The organism is Streptomyces sp. NBC_00663, assembly GCF_036226885.1.
Classification (GTDB): Bacteria; Actinomycetota; Actinomycetes; order Streptomycetales; family Streptomycetaceae; genus Streptomyces.
The window spans coordinates 3,477,495-3,495,059 of the sequence record NZ_CP109027.1; the positions used below are offsets into that span (position 1 = coordinate 3,477,495).

Sequence of the window (17,565 nt, forward strand, 5' to 3'; positions counted from 1 at the left end):
CCCCCTGGAGCCGTCCGTCCCGACCGTACATGCGGGGCCGGAGAACAGCGAAAGCCCCTCACCGAAAGGACGGTGAGGGGCTTCGCAAGGTTGAGCGGGGTACGGCTCCGTACCCGCGGCCCGCCTAGTACCAGTGGTTGGCCTGCCAGAAGGACCAGGCCTCGCACGGGCTGCCGTAGCGGCTGTCCATGTAGTTGAGGCCCCACTTGATCTGGGTGGCGGGGTTGGTGCGCCAGTCGTCGCCGACCGAGGACATCTTCGAGCCGGGCAGCGCCTGGAAGAGGCCGTAGGCGCCGGAGGAGGCGTTGACGGCGGTGTAGTTCCAGCTGGACTCGTGGTCCACGATGTTGCTGAAGCACTGGAACTGGCCGCTCGGCACCATCTGGGCGGCCATCGCCTGGATCTGCGCGGCGGTGTACGAGCTCTGCACCGGGAAGCTGGAAGAGCTGCGGGACGCGGCGGCCTTGGCCTCCAGGCGCTCCTTGGCTTCCTTGGCGGCCTTCTCGGCGTCGGCCTTCTTCTGGATCGCCGACTCGGCAGCGGCCTTGCGGGCCGATTCCTCGGCGTCCTTCTTGGCGCTGGCGTCGGCCTGGATGGCCTGGACGTTGGCCTGCTGCGTCAGGGATGCGGTCTGCACCTGGGCCTGCTGGCCCGCGGGTATGTCCGCGAGGAGCGTCGAATCGGCTACTGCCGCCTCGGCGTCGTTGGTCTGTGCGGTGCTGCCCGAGGCAACGCCGACGACGCTTCCGACAGCGGTGACCGCGGTGGCAGAGGCCACTGCGAATCCCCGGACCGAAATCGGACTCACACGGTTTCCTTCCAGCGTCGTCCGCTTCGGTGACCCTGGCGGACGCAATCTTGCCCCTGACGCTGACCTCCCAACTGCGGGTCACGGGAGGTACGGGCCCGGTGGGCAACTCCCGTGCGGGAGGCGCCGCGTGGTGCTCGGGCGGCATACGACGTCGACTATGGAGTTGAAGCTGGTGTTGCTGTGGTGCCGTACCGCTGGCGGTACAGATGTGTCGTATGCGGGGCCTGACAGGAGTGAGACTCTGCCGTAACCGGACGCCGGGTGGCAATTCTGAGTTGCGTGTGAAAGCTCACATCCCGTTTGGCCCCAGGGATTCTGAGAAACAGCAACACGCGAAGGCGCCGCCCGGCTAGGCTCTTCGCCTTTCCGGACGGCGCCAACTGGCCGTGATTACCTCAGATTTGCCCGTCCTCCAGCATTTCGGTCACAAGGGCCGCAATCTGGGACCTCTCGGACCGCGTCAGCGTGACGTGGGCGAAGAGCGGATGTCCCTTCAGCTTCTCCACGACGGCGACGACACCGTCGTACCGCCCCACCCGCAGGTTGTCCCGCTGGGCCACGTCATGGGTGAGAACCACCCGTGAATTGGCGCCGATTCGGGACAGAACGGTGAGAAGCACATTCCGTTCCAGCGACTGCGCCTCGTCCACGATCACGAACGCGTCGTGCAGCGAGCGTCCGCGGATATGGGTGAGGGGCAGTACTTCGAGCATCCCGCGCGCGGTGACCTCCTCGATGACCTCGCGGCTGGTGACCGCGGACAGCGTGTCGAAGACCGCCTGCGCCCAGGGGCTCATCTTCTCGGACTCGGAACCGGGCAGATAGCCCAGCTCCTGCCCGCCCACCGCGTACAGCGGCCGGAAGACCATCACCTTCTTGTGCTGGCGTCGCTCCAGCACGGCCTCCAGGCCCGCGCACAGCGCGAGCGCGGACTTGCCGGTGCCGGCCCGGCCGCCCATCGAGACGATGCCGACGTCCGGGTCGAGGAGCAGGTCGAGCGCGATCCGCTGCTCGGCGCTCCTGCCCTTGATGCCGAACGCCTCCCGGTCGCCGCGCACCAGACGGACGTTCCCGTCCGGCGAGACGCGTCCCAGCGCCTTGCCGCGCTCGGAGTGGATGGTCAGCCCGGTGTGCACGGGCAGGTCGGACGCCTCGGGCACATACACATGCCCTTCCTCGAAGAGGATGTCCACCTGTTCGCCCGGCAGGGTCAGTTCGGACATTCCGGTCCAGCCGGAGGAGCCCGTGATGGCGAGCTCCGCGCGGTACTCCTCTGCGAGGAGACCGACGGAAGAGGCCTTGATCCTGAGCGGGAGGTCCTTCGAGACGACAGTGACGTCGTATCCCTCGGCCTGCAAATTGCGGGCGACCGCGAGGATGCGGGAGTCGTTGTCCCCCAGGCGGTAGCCGCTGGGCAGCACGCTGGGGTCCGAGTGGTTGAGCTCGACACGAACGGTTCCGCCGAGTTCCCCGATCGGAATGGGGGCGTCGAGACGGCCGTGCCGGACCCGGAAGTCGTCGAGCAGCCGCAGGGCCTGCCGGGCGAAGTAGCCGAGCTCGGGATGGTGCCGCTTGGCCTCCAACTCCGTGACCACGACGATGGGGAGCACTACCTCGTGCTCGTCGAAGCGGTTCAGGGCGTTCGGGTCCGACAGCAGAACACTGGTGTCGAGAACATAGGTGCGCCGGTCTGGCTTGTGGCGCTTTGTGCTGGTCACCACGGAAGGACGTACCCCCTCGGATGAGGTCGGGGAGCGACGGAGTGGAGCTGGACCGGTCGACGGCCCGTCTGCACGGGCCGGAAACCGGCCCTCCGCCTGTTCGTCCGTGCGGTCGCCGCACGATCGGGCTGGTGCAAAGGGCCTCCCGGGCGGACGGCCCCGTGCCGCCCGCTGAGGATCCGACACCCGTGGTTCGGGCGTCGACCTGCTTGGCTTATGCCCTCGAACATGCGTCACCATGCCGACGCGTAGGTCGGCGCGTAGGTGAACTCCTTGTTACTTCCGTCCCGAAGGGGGTAGGCGGCCCGCCCCTTGAGGGGGTACGTGCGTCAGCCGCCGTAACGCCGGTGGCGTGCCGCGTAGTCGCGCAGGGCGCGCAGGAAGTCGACCTTGCGGAAGGCCGGCCAGAAGACCTCACAGAAGTAGTACTCGGAGTGGGCCGTCTGCCACAGCATGAATCCGGACAGCCGCTGCTCGCCACTGGTGCGGATCACGAGGTCGGGGTCGGGCTGGTCGCCGGTGTAGAGGTGGCGGCTGATCGCGTCGACGGTGACGGAGTCGGCGAGCTCTTCCAGCGAGGTGCCGTTGTGGGCGGCGTCCAGCATCATCGAGCGCATCGCGTCGACGATCTCCTGGCGGCCGCCGTAGCCGATGGCGACGTTGACGAGTATCCCGTCGACATGGACGGTCGCCTCCTCCGCCTCCTTCAGCGCCATCTGCATCTGGGAGGGCAGCAGGTCGGGCGTGCCGACATGGTGCACCCGCCAGCGGCCGTCCGCCGCGAGCGTCCGTACGACGTCCTCGATGATGCCGAGCAGCGGACCGAGTTCGTCCTGCGGCCGGTCGAAGTTGTCCGTCGACAGCAGCCACAGCGTGACGACCTCGACATCCGTCTCGGTGCACCAGCCGAGGAATTCCTCGATCTTTTCTGCACCCGCCCGGTGACCGTGCACGGTGGTGGAGCCGGCGGCCTTCGCCCAGCGGCGGTTGCCGTCCATGATGACGCCGATGTGCTTGGGCACCTGAGCGTGGTCCAGGTGGCCTTCCACCCGGCGTGCGTAGAGCCTGACCAGCAGGCCCCGCAGCTTGTCGCGCAGGTTCACGAGATTGTCAGCCCCTCCGTGCAGATGCGGTCCCCGCGCGCGGAAGCCTACCGGGACACTGGAGGGACGCTTGAGCGCGGGTCGCGTCCGGCTGGAGTACGGGGACGGCGTTCGGGGTGCGGGCGGGGGTGTGGCGGGCACGCCTCGTGCGGGGGTCCGGGCAGGTGGGCGTGGGTCGCGCCCGGGCCGGGGCAGCTGGGGGCGCCGGGCCTGACGGGGTGTGCGAGGGCACAAAAAACGGGCCGGTCCGTGGGGGGGAGACGGACCGGCCCGAGGGGGGGTTTCCACCATAACCCTTCGTAAGTGATGCTGCGTGCATCGGCGTGCCACAACTACTCTCCGCAGTCATGCGGCGACGGCCCGGTGGGCGCGAAACGCCTCATTCACGGCGGGCTCATGGCTGGAACACAGCTGATTCCCAAGGTAGTTGCGCGAGATCCGACGACATCCGATGAGATCCGGCGAGACCCGGAGGGTTGGTGGCGCCGCGAACTCGGTCCGGGCGTGTCGTGTTCGCATCCCCCACCCGGGTGACCCGGCCCTGTGCGCGCCCTTGACGCCGCCCCCTCGGCCCCGCGAGCTGCGAGGCAGGGCACCGCGCAGCCCCCTCCGCCGCGCGGTGCCGCCCGCGCAGCTTTGCTGACGCGAATTACCTTGGTCTGAACTTACGTGAGGAGAAGGTAAGAAGCGAGCCGACGGTGATAACGATGTGGAAACCGCGTGAATCCCGTCGATACGAAGGGGGGATAGGCGATTGATGCACGGATTGCCCGATTTGCGATCCCTCTCTTAGTGCGCCCTAGAAGCCCTAACTCTTAGGTGCAAGGTGCGGCCCCGAAAGCCCTAAGAGGACAGCCCTCGACCTCATGCCGCCCTAGCGTCGACCCCATGACGACGAGCATCACGTGGGATCAGGCGAGCGCACGCCGACTCGAACGCCAGTTCCTGGCCATCTCCGCCCCCGAGGACGTCCCGGCCGCCGAGGTGGTCGCCGCGATGCTCGGGGCGCACGCGCAGGTGATGTCCGCGGCCGAGCTCTCGGTAGGAGTACGGAGCACCGCACTGACCCGCGCGGACGTACGCAGCGCGCTGTGGGAGGACCGCTCCCTGGTGAAGACGCACGGTCCACGCGGCACCGTCCATCTCCTCCCCACCGCCGAACTCCCCCTGTGGTGCGCCGCCCTGCCCGCCGTCCCGTCCGGCACGAGCGGCCAAGCGCCGGACGTACGGCTGAGCGAGAAGCAGGCCGAGGAGGTCGTGGCGGCGATCGGGGACGCCCTGGACGGCGTACACCTCACCATCGACGAACTGAGCGAGGAGGTCGTGGCCCGCACGGGTCCCTGGGCCGGCGACCTGGTGATGCCCGCCTTCCAGGCCCTGTGGCCACGCTGGCGCCAGGTACTGCACCGGGCCAGCCAGTCCGGCGCCCTGTGCTTCGGCCCGAACCGGGGCCGCAAGGTGACGTACACCCGCCCCCCGCACTTCGCCCCGCTGCCGCCGGACGAGGCGGTGCGTGAACTCCTACGCCGCTATCTGCACGCCTACGGCCCGTCGACACCGGCATGGTTCGCCAAGTGGCTGGCGGCGCCGGCGGGGTGGGCGGGGCGACTCTTCGAACGGATGGCGGAGGCGGGCGAGATCGAGCGGGTCGGGGTTGCGGGTGTGGGGGGCGCATGGATGGGTGACGCGTGGGTGGCGGCCGGGGACATGGAGTTCCCGGCCGAGGGACGGGGGCTGGGGCGGGTGCGCGGGGTGCGGCTGCTGCCGTACTTCGACGCGTACGGCATCGCCGCGCAACCCCGGGAGCGGCTGTTCCCCGGGGACGCGTACCGCAGGGCACTCGCGGGCGGCCAGGCCGGCAACTACCCGGTGCTGCTGGTGGACGGTGTGGTGGCCGGGGTCTGGCATCAGCGGCGCCAGGGGCGTCGTACGACGGTGACGGTGGAGCCGCTCGGGCGGCTGACGGCGCGGCAGGCACGGGAGTTGGGGGAACGGGTGGAGCGGGTGGGGGAGGTACTGGAGGTCGCCCGGGCGGAGTTGGTGGTGGGCGAGGTGACGACGGGGCCGCACGCGTGAGGGCTTGAGCGGGTTGGGTTCAGTGGGCCGGCTTAGGCGGGTTGGGTTAGGCGGGTTGGGTTAGGCGGTTCGGCTTAGGTGAGTTGGGGCTTGCGGGCCTCGAAGAGGTGGCGGGAGCTGTGGGCGACGAAGGGGCCGTCGGACTCGATCCGCTTGTGCAGGGACCGGAGTTGGGGCTCGTACTTCTCGACGGTGAAGTCCGGGACCATCCAGACCACCTTGCGCAGGAAGTGGACGACGGCGGCGATGTCGTAGAACTCCATCCGGAGGCGTTCGGAGCGCAGGTCGACGATCTCGAGACCGGCGGCCTCGGCGCCGACGCGCTCCCGCTCGGGAAGGCGGTTGGCGCTCTGTTCGTCCGGCAGCGGCCCGAGGAAGTGCTCGACGAGCTCGAACACGCTGCGCGCGCCGACATGTTGGGCGAAATACGTCCCGCCGGGCCGCAGTACGCGCGCGATCTCCGGCCAGTTCGGGCTGACCGGATGCCGGCTGCTGACCAGGTCGAAGGCCTCGTCCGCGAAGGGCAGCGGCGCGTCCTCGGGCGCGGCGACGACGGCGACGCCGCGGGGGCGGAGCAGGGCGGTGGCCTTGGCGACGTTGGGCGGCCAGCCCTCGGTGGCGACGGCGAGGACGGGAGCCTTCGGCTCGACCTGGGCGAGGGCGAAGTCGAGTACCTCCCCTCCCCCGGTCTGGATGTCGAGGGCGGCGGTCGCGCCGGCGAGCCGCGCCGCCATGGCGGTGGCGTACCCCCACGAGGGCCGCGCCTCGGTGGCCCGCCCCTCGAACCAGGAGAAGTCCCAGCCGTCGGTGGGGACGGCGGCGCCTTCGGCGACGAGGTCGTCGAAGGTGGCGTGGTGACGGTGGTTCTCGGCGGCGGGCATAGGGATGATCGTCGCAGAGTGATGTCAGTGGGCGCTGCTAATTTTCCGGCATGACGAATGCTGAGGTCACGGAGGACATGGGGACCGGGATGCCGTACCGCGGCGGTGAGAAGGAGACGCTGCGGGCGAGCCTGGACCGGCACCGGGACGCGGTGCTGTGGAAGCTGGAGGGTCTGGACGACGAGCGGCTGCGCCGCCCGATGACCCCGTCGGGCACGAGTCTGCTGGGCCTGGTCAAGCATCTGGGGTCGGTGGAGTACGGCTGGTTCGCGGAGACCTTCGGCGGCGAGGTGGAGAAGCTCTGGTTCGACCCCGAGACGGACGAGGACATGCGGGCCGACCAGGGTGAGACGACGGCGCAGATCGTCGAGTTCTACGGTCGTGCGAGAGCGGCGGCGGACCGGGTGATCACGCGGGTGCCCCTGGAGGGCCTGGGCCGCCCGTCCTGGCGTGATCACGAGGTGTCCCTGCGCTGGGTCCTCGTCCACATGATCGAGGAGACGGCCCGGCACGCGGGGCACATGGATGTGGTGCGGGAGCTGATCGACGGGGCTACGGGGGATCACCGGCGGGATTGAGCGCCTCTGCCGCAGCGGGGGCCGACAGGACAAGGAGGGCGTGTTCGTCGGCGCCGTGTCTGAGCGTGCCGGCGTGCCGGAAGCCGAGCTTCTCCAGCAGCCGTACGGAGGCGGTGTTGCCGATGAAGGGGTCGGCGTAGAGGGGCCGGACGGGCTCCTCGTAGTGGAGAAACCGCGTCAGGGCGGCACTGCCGACGCCTCTCCCCCAGTACTCCCGTCCGAGCCAGTACCCGAGAAACCGCCGTTCCCCTTCCTCCCACCAGCTGACGACATGCCCGGCGGGTTGGCCGTCCACGGTGACGGTACGGACGAGACAGCTCTCGTCACCGAGGACGCTGTCGCGCCAGTGATCCATGAACCGTTCGCGCGGCCGGGCGGTGAACCGGGACCGCCGCAGCGCCTCTTCGTCATGCTCGAAGGCGAGGAACCATTCGAGGTCGGTGTCTCTGACGGCCCGCAGCCGCACCCTTCCGTCGTCAACGGCGCTCATCTCACGGCACCAGCGGACGTACTTCCTCCGCGGCGAACCGCACGAACCCCTCCGGGTCGGGCTCGTCTCCGGTCGGCTGAAGAATCACGGCGTCGGCCCCGGCCTCGGCAAGCCGCTGAACCGCCTTGGCGACCGCACCCGCGTCACCGGCGACCCCGAGATCGGGAACGTCCTGAAGCCCTTCGTCGGCAAGCTCGGCGCGCAGCCGCCGGCCGGCGTCGGGCCCGGTGGCGGTGAGAAGGTAGACGACGACGCGATGTGCTCCGGCGGCCCCGTCACCGCGCCCGGCGGACTGCCGCCCCTCGTCGATGAGTTGCCGCGCGCGTCGTACTCCGTCGGCGGTGGTGGACGCGGTGAGGATGGTTCCGTCGGCGGCTTCGCCGGTGAGCCGGAGGGTACGGGGGCCGGTGGCGCCGGCGAGGACGGGGACGGGGGCGTCGGGTACCCAGTCGAGCGCAACGTCGTCGAGATGGACGTACCGCCCGTCGGTGCTGACCCGCTCCCCCCTCAACAGAGCCCGCAACGCGACGAGATGCTCCCGCAGAAGGCTCACCGGGGACTCCACCCTCGCCCCGACCTGCCCCATCCAGTCCTGCACCCCATGCCCGACCCCGACGACGGCCCGTCCGGGAAACATCCGGTTCAGGGAGGCGACTTCCATGGCGGTGATCGCAACGTTCCGCAGAGGCACGGGAAGCAACCCGACCCCAACCTTCACCCGCTCGGTCCAGGCAAGAGCGGCGGCGGCTGTGGAGATACCTCCCTCCCTGAAGCAGTCCTCCCAGAGCCAGAGCTCTTCGAGGCCGGAGCCGTCGGCGAGGCGAGCGATGTCGCGGAGGCGTTCGGGGGGTAGCTGGGGGCGGAAGACGGCGCCGAGTGCGGTCATGGGGACCTTCCTACCCATGGGGAGGGCGCTGGACAACTTCTTTACGCGCCGGTGTCCACGAGCCCATGTTCCAGAGGATTCTCGAAGCAGACCGAGTCGGCGATCTGCTGGAGGATCGCCCGGTACTCATCGCGCCGGGCAACCGCCGTTGTGCTCAAGGTGAGAACAGCCAGACGTGTGCAGTCGGGATGCGGAAGGAAGCCACGAAGCTGCAGGAGCGGCTGCGACGGCAGATCGCTTCCAGCAGACGGCCGGAATGTCCATTCGCTGAACGCCGCTGGACCACAGGCCAGTTCGAGGAACTCGACACGGGAATGCCCTTCCGCCGCTGTCACGGCACGAGCCGCTGTCACACCGCGCGGAGCAACAGCCGTCTCGTGCCAGGAAATGGTGAAGAACGAGAAGAGGGGGCCATCGGCGCTGGCACTGCCAGTTTTCTCCACATCGTCGCTGTGAAGCCCGATGGAGCAGTGAACCGTACCCATGTCGCGGAACGTGCTGAGTAACTGCTGCGTCGAAGCGAAGCTGGCGATGAACTGCTGGCGGGTCGTCTCATCTGGCGCCGTCTGCAGGAACGGCGCAGCGGCGGAGCGAAGCTCGTCAGCAACCGTGGAATCGGGCTCCGGAAGCAGTGCCTCAAGAGGCAGGGCCGTGAATCCGGACGGCTCGACGAACCACAGTTCCGCGCTGGGATCTTTGAATGATTCGTGAAGGATGATCGTCGGGGTGCTCATAGTTCTCGTTCAGTAGCTGCGGTTGATGTCAGCGTGAGGCTGGATCGACGCCGACGAAGCGGGCCCCTGCCTTGTGCGCACGTTCCAGGTCTGAGGCTGCGGCGTTTTCCCAGCGTTGACGCGCCGCCGTGTCCTCAAAGGCGGAGGGACGATAGAGAAAGTGCAGCCGCCTGGGAGCAAGGCCGTTCCTGGTGGACACCGCGATAACCCCGAGGAAGCGGGGATCTCCTGCGAACCACAGCGGCTCCAGCTGCTCTTTGAGTGCCGACTTGGTACGGGGGCCTCCGATATGCCTCAACCACCAGTAGGAGCGGTGGTGCTTCACGAAAGTAAGTGGGACACCGCGCTGTGACAGGGCAGTCGGATTGGGGATCTCGATCCAGACACCATCGTCCTCTGCATCCGGATGCTCGTCGACACCACGAGGCAAGGTGAAGAACAGCTGCCAAGGGTATTGACGGAGGACGCGCCGCATCCGAAATGCTGCTGGAAAGTAGCTCAACTGAATGACCGTGCGATAGAGCGCATAACAGAGGGTGGGCGCGAACAGGAAGGCAAATCCTGGCGAAAGGAAGACGACGAGCACATACAGCTGCCCGATCCATGCGGCCGGCCAGCCGACGAGACCGACGATATTCATGGCCATGTGCTGGTTCCAAGAGCGGCGGGTGGGTGGGTGGTCCCACCCAGCTGGGAAGTCGGCGGCTTTCATGAATTTCCCTTCCATGCCAGGCGCATCAGAAGACGTGTCCAAAGAGCTTGAAGATGCCACCGTTGTCGAGGACCAGACGTGATCCGTCAATACCCGCAACCGTGCCGTCTTTGATGCCATCGTCGTCCGCGTCCACGGCCTTGTTGTACAGGCCGAAGCCGCCGGTTCCTACCCCGGTCAGACCAGAGGCCCCGGCTACAGCGTTGGCCGCCTTTTCGGGATCACTCAAACCTCGTACCGCCCGCGCGATGAGTGGGTTCTTCAGATCCGCGATGGCCTTTGCCTCGTCCATCGTCTTCGCGCCATAGATGGCCGCCCGTTGCAGAACGCCCGAGGCCTCGGTGCTTCTCATGGCGGCGCGGATGCCCGTGTAAGCGCCTTTGCCGACTGCTCCGACTCCCGGCAGCGCCCCGGCGAAGTCCGCACCCACAGAGACGAGGTTGCTCCAGAAATCGGCGTCCCGCTCACCCTGGGTGAAGCCGTCTTTCAGGGACTCCCACGTCTCGGCGTCCGAGATTCTCAACCCGAAGGCCGCAAAGCTGATCGCCGACGACGTGAGCATGAGTGTTGCGATCGTGGCCAGGCTCCAGCCGAGTGGGCCGGAGAGCACCAGCGCGGCCACTGCGAGCGCGCCCGCCACGAAGCTCAGGATGTCCGGGAGGTTGTCGCCCAGCCAGTCGAGGGCCTCGTCGAACCAGCCCGGTTCGTGCGGGACGAGTTTCTTTGTCGCGTCCCGGATCTTGCCCGCGCGATGCTTGGCCTTGTTCTCGTGCTCTTCGGCGAGCTTCCGCGCCTTACCGATGACTTTGTCGAGTTCGGCCTGAGCCTCCTCGACATCGGCGTTGGCGTGGGTCAGGGCCTTCTGCGCGGCATCGCTGTCGGACCCCTTTCCCTCCAGGTGGGGGTCGTCCGCCGCCTTGGCCGCCCGCCCCTTCGCCCGGTCCACGACCTCCCGGGCGTCCTTCGCGTCCTCTTCGAGTTTCTTGGCACGCCGCTGGTAGTCGTCGAGTTCGCTCTCCCAGCGGACCAGTTGCTTACCCGCCTTACGGAGGGAATGTGCGGCGTTCTTCAGATTCAACGGCAGCGGGCCGCCGTCGAGTTGTTCCCGAAAGGCGACCGCGGCGTCGCCCTCCCAGCAACTGCCGTCGAGCAACTTGGCCACCAAGTCGCGTGCATCCTCGAGAGTCTTGGCGCAGTCGGCGAGCTTCTTGTGCAGCCCTCGTACGGTCTCGGTGTCGCCCGGCACCGGGTTGAAGCCCAGGTGAGGATAGTGAGGGTTCGGGACAGGCGCAGTCGTCTGCAGGCCTTGGGGCTTCCTGAGGTCGTCGTCGTACTGCTGGTACCGGGAGTCGGTGGAGCGGGTCCGCTCGACACCAGGCGTGAGGGTCACTTCCCGCCCCTGCGCTTCGCTTCCCGGACGGCCTTCTCCAGAGCCGCCTCCAGCGCCTTGTCCACCTCGCGGTAGCTGTCCCGGCTCTTGCCGATGATCTCGGCGAGATCATCCGTCTGCTTGCCGATCTCCTCGGCGCCGTACTTCCAGTCGTCCTGGAAGTCCTCACACGCGGAGTCGAGATCATCCGTACCCAACCCTCGGACGTCGGCACCTGACAGCGCCTTGCGCACGCCCGCGAGCGAGCTCGTCGACTTCCTCAACTTGCCCATGAACTCGGAGAGTTCATCACCGTCAACGGCCAGCCGACCCGCCATGCACTCACTCCCCGCTCTTGCCGTGTGCGCGAGTGACGGACTCTATCCACGCCACCTGCTCAGCAAGGCGGGCGATCACTCTCCCGAGGGGAGTGATCGCCCGACTGTGGGACCCTGTGATCGTCAGCGGTTGACGGCCTGGATCTCCTGTACGACGACATTCTGCGTGGCGCCGAAGTTGCCGTCGTCGAGGTCGCCACCCGTACCGCCGGTGCCGGTCCAGTGGATCTCCCAGGTGACCGTCGCGCGGAGCGGGAACGTGCCGTCGCCGGAAGACCGCAGGTACTTCACTCCGCAAGCCGGGGTCTGGTCGGCCTTCCCCTTGGCGTACGGCTCACCGATCCGGCCGTCGTTGATCTCGCAGACGCCGGATGCCGGGTAGGTCACGGCGTCGGCGGTGCCGGGCTCGATCTTCAGCGAGACGGGTTCCGCGGTCGCGGTCGCCTCGATTTGGAGCACCGGGACGGAGGCCGTGACGGACACCGGCTTGAAGGCGGCGCCGTCGAGCCAGGCCCAGGTAGGGAGGTTGACCTTGGTCGCTTCGGCGGGGGCCAGGGTCACCTTGGTGCCCGGGACGCGGATCTCGTTGTACGCGAGTTCGGCGAGGATCTCGGGGGTGACGGCGTTCTCGTACTGGGCCGGCGGGGCGTCGCCCGTGTCCACCCAGAAGGGTCCCTTGTCACAGGAGTCCCAGCCCGGGGGGTAGCTCTTGTCTACGTACGAGTCCCACCAGTAACCCTTGCCGGTCTTGTCCTTGTTGAAGCCCTTTTTCTCGTCGTCCGCGTTGTACTTCTTCCGCTGCTCGGCATCCCACTCGTAGCCGGTCGACTCGGCTTCCCAGATCGGCTCCAGCGTCTTCTGGAGCTGCTCCGGGGTGTATTTGGGCGCGTACCAGCAAGGAGGCGGGGTCCAGGAGGTGCTCGACGTCAGGGCGCCGGTTGAGGTGCCGCTGCCGTTCTTGGAACGGTCGAAGACGACGCCTCCGGCGGTGACGGAAAGGGTGTCTCCATTGGCATTGGCGCTCGTGTCCGCGCCGTCACCGTTCTCTCCGTATTTGCCACGCCCGGCATACGCCGACTGCGATGCGAGCAGCGAGAAACCTATGATCGCCAGGGCTGTTGCAGCCCTCGCCACTTTCCTTACGGCTGGCACGCCTTGTTCCCCCTGTTTGAAGCGATGTTGCTGGTCTGCCAGACTCCCTCGGCATTCTTGGTGAGACTGGTGTTGTACAACACGTAGGAGCTGTCGTCGCTCGGCGACTTGTCGACCTTGTTGGTCTTTCGGTCCTTGATGAACGACTTGCTCTCGTCGGAGCAGTAGGTCACGTAGGCCTTGTTGGCTCCGGAGAGCGTGACCTTGTAGTTGAAGTACCGGGTCTCCCCGGTCCAGGAGTCACCACCGTCGATGTATCGCTGCACGTAGGTGATCGACGACTCCAGCGCCTTGCCCGTGTTGTAGAAGCCGAGCGCCTTCGTTCCCGTGCTCGCTTCGAAGATCGCCTCGTCCACGGAGTTCACGCTCAGCGTGCTGTCGGCGAGAGCCGCATCCTTCGCCGCGTTGCCGGTCTTGTCGTACTCGAAGACGTTCTTGGCGTCGGACGGGAAGGTGATCTTCGGGCGGCCGGAGGAGTCCGACTTGCTCGGGCTGGGCGATGGCGACGCGCTGCCGCCGGTGTCGGCTCCCGCGATCTTGTCGTTGTCGTCCTTGGAGCTGTCATCGCTCCCGCACGCGGACAGCGTCAGGGCCGCTGCGGCGGTCAGCGTGAGCGCTGCGATCAGGGTGGGGCGGCGATTCACGATCGGCTCCTGGTGAGGCGAGGCTTCTCTTGAGCGAACCAACGCTATCCAGCGGGGTGGGGTGACACCAGGGTGAAGCGGAGCACTTGGGGGTATGTATGGGGCCAAATCGTGCACTCCCCGGCCCGATTGAGCGGTCACGGTTGGGTAACGCGGGGGTTGGTGGCCGGGGCGTGCGGCGAACTGGTTGTTCCACTTATGAATGAGCAAAGGAGGACGTGGTGATGTCGCTCGCCGCCGGTCGTGTTCACGGCTGGCATCGGGCGCTTCCTCGCTGTAAGTCGATCCTCTGCTGAGTGAAGCGGTGCCTTCGCCATCCACCGCGGCCTCAGGGTGAGGTCCAGCCTCCTGGAGTGTGGCCTTCCTGGACGAGGAACGCTATCCAAGGGGCGGGGCAGCACACGCCCTCTTTGCTTTCGGTGGAAGAGAGGTGGGCCGGGCGTGGGGCGGCGGTTTCGGGATGGACGGGCAGTGTTGGTTGTGCGGGGGGAGGCGGGGACGGTTTCTGTTCCGGTTGAGGTCGCCGCCTCCTATCGGGCCCGTACCAAAGGGCTGTTGGGGCGGGACTGTGTTGAGGGGGCCATGTTGTTGTCGCCCGCCAACAGCGTGCACACCTTTCGGATGCGCATGGCGATCGATGTCGCCTACCTCGATCGCGATCTCGTCGTCATCGCCGTCCGGACCATGAAACCCGGGCGGTTGGGGCTGCCTCGGGTGCGGGCTCGGCATGTGGTGGAGGCCGAGGCCGGTGTCATGGCCGGGTGGGGGTTGCGGGGCGGGGTGCGGGTGGAGGTCGTGGCCGAGGCTGGGGCCGACTCCGCCGCGTAGGGGTGGGTGGGGCGGGCGTACGCGACGGTTACCAACCCACCTCCTGCTCCCCCACCACCTCACTCCCGATGTACGCCGCCAGCTTGCGGGCCCGCGGCAGGTCGCCCCACTTGTCCGTGTGGACGAAGACGGTGTGGTGCTCGGTCCAGGTGTCCCACTGGGCGTGATTGCCGTGGAAGACGACCTGGACGCCGTCGTATCGCGGCGTGCCGTGGCAGTCCGCCTCGTCGTCCTCCGGCCATCTGCCGTGCCAGTCGATGGAGGCCGTCCCCGCGCCGAGGGCCGCCACGAAGAGATCCTCCAGCTCTCCCCTCGGGAACTCCTCCGAGAGGTCCAAGGGCAGGGCCGCCTCCAGTGTGGCGTCGTCCGCTGTCATCACGTCCGCATCGAAGCTGAGGTACTCGCCCGTGGACGGGTCCTTGCGGGCGTTCAGGTAGTCGTACGGGGCCTGCGGGAGTGCCTTCGCCATCCTGCGTACGTCCGCGACCGTGTGCAGCTCAGCCATCAGCCATACCTCGTCCGCGATCTGCTCCAGGAGCCCTACCAGGCGCTTGGCCTGCGCGTATGCCATCGCCGCGTCGGCGGTGCGGAGCACCGGGTACGCCTTGGAGTTACCCATGGGCGGAGCCTCGCATGGCGTTGCGAGCGGTCGCCAGTCGGTTTCGTCGGCCGCCCATTGCGCGTTACGGGGTAGGGGGCGTGGTTGTCAGCGCCTCGATGAAGGGGGTGAAGGTGGCGGTGGGGAACGTAAGGGTGGGGCCTGAGGGGATTTTGGAGTCGCGGATGGCTATGTGGGTGGAGGTGTTGGCGATCTCCACGCACTCGTTGCCGTCGTCGGGGCCCGAGTAGGACGACTTGCGCCAGTTTTCCATGGGTGCCTCACAGCTCCTTCGCCAGCCGGTTGATGAACTCACGCGACCGCTCCGGGTCGAGTGAGACACCTTCCACCTTACGGAAGCGCGTTCGAAAGGCGCCGAGCTGCGCCTCACCGTCGATGAAGGCCGAGCCGTGCGGTACGTCGCGCACCACGGTGTCCAGCTTGGGCACCGGGCCGCCGACGTACGTCATGGTGCTGGCCGCTCTCCCGAAGCCGTCGAGGTCGAAGGGGATGACACGCACGGATGTGTCGTCCGCCTCCGAGAGGTCCAGGAGCTTGGCGAGTTGCACCCGAGAGGCGCTGCGGTCGCCGACCCGGATACGCAGGGCCGCCTCATGGATGACCAACTCATAGGGGAAGTCGACCCTTTGGCCTGCCATTCGGTGCTGGACGCGCACCTCCAGCTCTTCCTGGGTGAGTTCGGGGACCCTTGCGGAGAAGACGCCACGGGCGTAGGCCTCCGTCTGCAACAGGCCGGGAACGTAGAGGATCGCCACATCGCGCCGGAAGGTGGCGTGGTGGTTCAGTTCGGAGATGTCCAGGAACGACGTCGGCAGGAGCCCCCGGTACTCCTCCCACCAGCCGCGCGTTCGGTCGGCGGCCATCGCGGCCAGGGCATCGACGAACTCCCCGTCCGTGCAGGCGTAGTGGGACGCCAGGCGGCGGAGTCGCTCCTCGCTCACTCCGGCGAGCCCGGATTCGATCTGGGTGATCTGGACCCGGTTCGCCCCGAGCAGCGCCGCTGCCTCGATGGTGGTGAGCCCCGCTCCCTCGCGCAGTCTGCGCAGCTCGATCCCCAGGCGCATCTGACGCGCAGTCGGTTCGCGCCTCAGGACCATCAGTCGCCCCCGCTTCAACATGCCTGCCAGTACCGCTCGTTCGGGGTCAGATTACGGGATCGGCTTGCTCGGTATTACATGCAAGCCGTACCGTCAGTGACGCAACGCACACGCTGCGGAAGTGCACCGCTCCGCCCTGCCATGGCGCCGGCGGCACCGCCACCGCATGCCACCCACCCCCCACTGACCGGGAGTTGACCATGCCCGAAACCGAATCCGCCCCCTGGGAGTACACGCTCTACATCCCGAACGACGTCCGTTCCGTCACCGTCAGCCGTCGCACCCTCCGCCTCATCCTGACGATGCACGGCCTGATCCGGCTCGTCGACGTCGCGGAGCTCCTCGCGGCCGAGTTGGTCTCCAACGCCGTACGGCACACGAAGGGGCCCGCTGCCTTGCGGGTGCGTTGGGCGGCGGGGGTGTTGCGGATCGGGGCGTGGGACGCGGACCCGCAACCACCTGAATCCGTCAGCGAGTTGGGGCTCTCGGAGGAAGGACGGGGGCTCGTTCTCATCCGGGCCTGTGCCGATCTGTGGGGGTGGCAGCCCCTGTCAAGGGATGGCCGACGAGGCAAGTACGTGTGGTGCGAGCTTGCCGCCGCTTGACTCGTTTCGCCGCGCTGACCTGGCGAAACGGAAGCGTCCCGTCCATGTCCTTGATCCGTAACGATCGCGGAGGGTGTCTGGATCGGTGCGCTCCGCTGTGCAGAATCAGAGCGCCAGTCGAGGCCAATCACACGGGGGAACACCATGGGCGCTGCCCGCATCAGACTCAAGACGTACGTCCTCGGCGCCGCCGCCGTCGCCGCGCTGCTGTCGTCCACGGCGTGCGAGCCGGGCGGGAGCACGGACGACGCGGCGACGGGCGGTACGCCGTCCAGCTCGTCCAGCAGTACGCCGAGCACGTCCGCCTCCGGCACGCCCAGTACGGCCACCCCCGACAACGACGACGCGGACGTCGGCGGCGAGGCGGGCGCCACGGTGGACACCGGCGGAGAGACCTCCGGTGAGGAGGCCAGGCCCTGCACCGACTCCGACGTCTCCGTCGTCACGAAGGTCTACCCGCACGACGAGGCCCGCCATCTGCTCCTCACGGCGACGAACATCAGTGACTCGAAGTGCACGCTGTACCTGTACCCCTACGTGTCCTTCGGCGACGGTGCCGTGGAGCAGATCGGCCCGATGGAGTCCAAGCCGAAGAAGCTCGCGACAATCGCGCCGGGAGGGAAGGGGTACGCCGGTCTGCTGCTGTGGCGGGCGGACGAGGAGACGACCGCCGTGAAGTCGATGACGATCGGCTTCGTGGACATCGAGGACGTCGAGGCGGGTGTCGCGCAGCTCGCCGTCGAGTTCCCCGACGGGACGGACTTCCTGAACGTCGGTGACCCCGCCGTCAGCGCCACTCCTCAGGTCACGTACTGGAACACCGACCTGGCGGCGACCGAGAAGTTCATGTTCGCCAGGTGACGGTGACCCACACGCTCGCGTGACCACGCTCAAGTCCCGTACGCCGACTGGTATGAATGG

At 67.7% G+C, this 17,565-nt stretch carries 20 protein-coding genes; 5 read left to right on the top strand and 15 right to left on the bottom strand.

All coding sequences use genetic code 11. The annotated features are described in order from the left end of the window. Positions 1-124: 124 nt before the first annotated feature. The 3 genes from OG866_RS15630 to OG866_RS15640 all read right to left on the bottom strand — a co-directional run bounded on the left by OG866_RS15630 (position 125) and on the right by OG866_RS15640 (position 3,635). Positions 125-808, bottom strand: coding sequence for a transglycosylase SLT domain-containing protein (locus OG866_RS15630; protein WP_329335198.1), 684 nt, complete (start codon positions 806-808; stop codon positions 125-127). A gap of 398 nt (positions 809-1,206) precedes the next feature. Next, positions 1,207-2,532 (bottom strand): PhoH family protein, encoded by a 1,326-nt coding sequence (locus tag OG866_RS15635; RefSeq protein ID WP_329335200.1) that lies wholly within the window; start codon positions 2,530-2,532, stop codon positions 1,207-1,209. Positions 2,533-2,861: 329 nt separating this feature from the next. Next, the gene (locus tag OG866_RS15640; RefSeq protein ID WP_329335201.1) at positions 2,862-3,635 is read right to left on the bottom strand and encodes an isoprenyl transferase; all 774 of its coding nucleotides are present in this window, start codon (positions 3,633-3,635) and stop codon (positions 2,862-2,864) included. Between the two features lie 888 nt (positions 3,636-4,523). Between OG866_RS15640 and OG866_RS15645 the strand changes: the two genes are divergently transcribed. After that, positions 4,524-5,711 (top strand): winged helix DNA-binding domain-containing protein, encoded by a 1,188-nt coding sequence (locus tag OG866_RS15645; RefSeq protein WP_329335202.1) that lies wholly within the window; start codon positions 4,524-4,526, stop codon positions 5,709-5,711. A gap of 74 nt (positions 5,712-5,785) precedes the next feature. Here OG866_RS15645 and OG866_RS15650 read toward each other — a convergent pair whose 3' ends face one another. Beyond that, positions 5,786-6,592, bottom strand: a complete 807-nt coding sequence (locus OG866_RS15650; protein ID WP_329335203.1) for a methyltransferase domain-containing protein — start codon at positions 6,590-6,592, stop codon at positions 5,786-5,788. A 50-nt stretch (positions 6,593-6,642) separates the two neighbouring features. Between OG866_RS15650 and OG866_RS15655 the strand changes: the two genes are divergently transcribed. Continuing rightward, positions 6,643-7,170 (top strand): DinB family protein, encoded by a 528-nt coding sequence (locus tag OG866_RS15655; RefSeq protein WP_329335205.1) that lies wholly within the window; start codon positions 6,643-6,645, stop codon positions 7,168-7,170. Here the strand turns inward: OG866_RS15655 and OG866_RS15660 are convergent. The 8 genes from OG866_RS15660 to OG866_RS15695 form a co-directional block, all read right to left on the bottom strand. Next, positions 7,145-7,660 carry a GNAT family N-acetyltransferase gene (locus tag OG866_RS15660; protein WP_329335206.1) on the bottom strand — a complete coding sequence of 172 codons (516 nt, stop codon included), beginning with the start codon at positions 7,658-7,660 and terminating at the stop codon, positions 7,145-7,147. The genes OG866_RS15655 and OG866_RS15660 overlap by 26 nt on opposite strands. A 1-nt stretch (position 7,661) precedes the next feature. After that, positions 7,662-8,546 carry an LLM class flavin-dependent oxidoreductase gene (locus tag OG866_RS15665; RefSeq protein ID WP_329335209.1) on the bottom strand — a complete coding sequence of 295 codons (885 nt, stop codon included), beginning with the start codon at positions 8,544-8,546 and terminating at the stop codon, positions 7,662-7,664. 41 nt (positions 8,547-8,587) lie between these two features. Next, positions 8,588-9,280 carry a hypothetical protein gene (locus tag OG866_RS15670; RefSeq protein WP_329335210.1) on the bottom strand — a complete coding sequence of 231 codons (693 nt, stop codon included), beginning with the start codon at positions 9,278-9,280 and terminating at the stop codon, positions 8,588-8,590. 28 nt (positions 9,281-9,308) lie between these two features. Then, complete coding sequence (locus tag OG866_RS15675; RefSeq protein WP_329335212.1) at positions 9,309-9,926, bottom strand: hypothetical protein; 618 nt, start codon at positions 9,924-9,926, stop codon at positions 9,309-9,311. 91 nt (positions 9,927-10,017) lie between these two features. Beyond that, complete coding sequence (locus OG866_RS15680; RefSeq protein ID WP_329335213.1) at positions 10,018-11,382, bottom strand: hypothetical protein; 1,365 nt, start codon at positions 11,380-11,382, stop codon at positions 10,018-10,020. Then, the gene (locus OG866_RS15685; protein ID WP_329335215.1) at positions 11,379-11,699 is read right to left on the bottom strand and encodes a hypothetical protein; all 321 of its coding nucleotides are present in this window, start codon (positions 11,697-11,699) and stop codon (positions 11,379-11,381) included. Before OG866_RS15685 ends, OG866_RS15680 begins: the two co-directional genes overlap by 4 nt. A 123-nt stretch (positions 11,700-11,822) precedes the next feature. Beyond that, complete coding sequence (locus OG866_RS15690) at positions 11,823-12,851, bottom strand: hypothetical protein (RefSeq protein ID WP_329335217.1); 1,029 nt, start codon at positions 12,849-12,851, stop codon at positions 11,823-11,825. Further along, positions 12,839-13,498, bottom strand: a complete 660-nt coding sequence (locus OG866_RS15695) for a hypothetical protein (protein WP_329344118.1) — start codon at positions 13,496-13,498, stop codon at positions 12,839-12,841. The genes OG866_RS15690 and OG866_RS15695 overlap by 13 nt, the downstream gene beginning before the upstream one ends. A gap of 438 nt (positions 13,499-13,936) precedes the next feature. Here OG866_RS15695 and OG866_RS15700 point away from each other — a divergent pair, with 438 nt between their 5' ends. Further along, positions 13,937-14,323 (top strand): DUF192 domain-containing protein, encoded by a 387-nt coding sequence (locus OG866_RS15700; RefSeq protein WP_329335219.1) that lies wholly within the window; start codon positions 13,937-13,939, stop codon positions 14,321-14,323. Between the two features lie 28 nt (positions 14,324-14,351). On the opposite strand, the gene OG866_RS15705 is transcribed toward OG866_RS15700, so the two are convergent. From OG866_RS15705 to OG866_RS15715, 3 genes are all read right to left on the bottom strand, one after another. Next, complete coding sequence (locus tag OG866_RS15705; RefSeq protein ID WP_329335221.1) at positions 14,352-14,942, bottom strand: hypothetical protein; 591 nt, start codon at positions 14,940-14,942, stop codon at positions 14,352-14,354. Between the two features lie 64 nt (positions 14,943-15,006). Then, positions 15,007-15,195: a DUF397 domain-containing protein gene (locus OG866_RS15710; protein WP_329335223.1), complete on the bottom strand. Its 189-nt coding sequence runs from the start codon at positions 15,193-15,195 to the stop codon at positions 15,007-15,009. Positions 15,196-15,202: 7 nt separating this feature from the next. After that, entirely contained in the window at positions 15,203-16,039 is an 837-nt protein-coding gene (locus tag OG866_RS15715) for a helix-turn-helix domain-containing protein (RefSeq protein WP_329335224.1), read from the bottom strand. Between the two features lie 200 nt (positions 16,040-16,239). Here OG866_RS15715 and OG866_RS15720 point away from each other — a divergent pair, with 200 nt between their 5' ends. Together OG866_RS15720 and OG866_RS15725 are read left to right on the top strand one after the other, a co-directional pair. Beyond that, a complete protein-coding gene (locus tag OG866_RS15720) occupies positions 16,240-16,644 on the top strand; it encodes an ATP-binding protein (protein WP_329335225.1) in 405 nt (134 codons plus the stop codon). A 144-nt stretch (positions 16,645-16,788) separates the two neighbouring features. Further along, positions 16,789-17,505, top strand: coding sequence for a DUF4232 domain-containing protein (locus OG866_RS15725; RefSeq protein ID WP_329335227.1), 717 nt, complete (start codon positions 16,789-16,791; stop codon positions 17,503-17,505). The last annotated feature ends 60 nt before the right edge of the window (positions 17,506-17,565 follow it).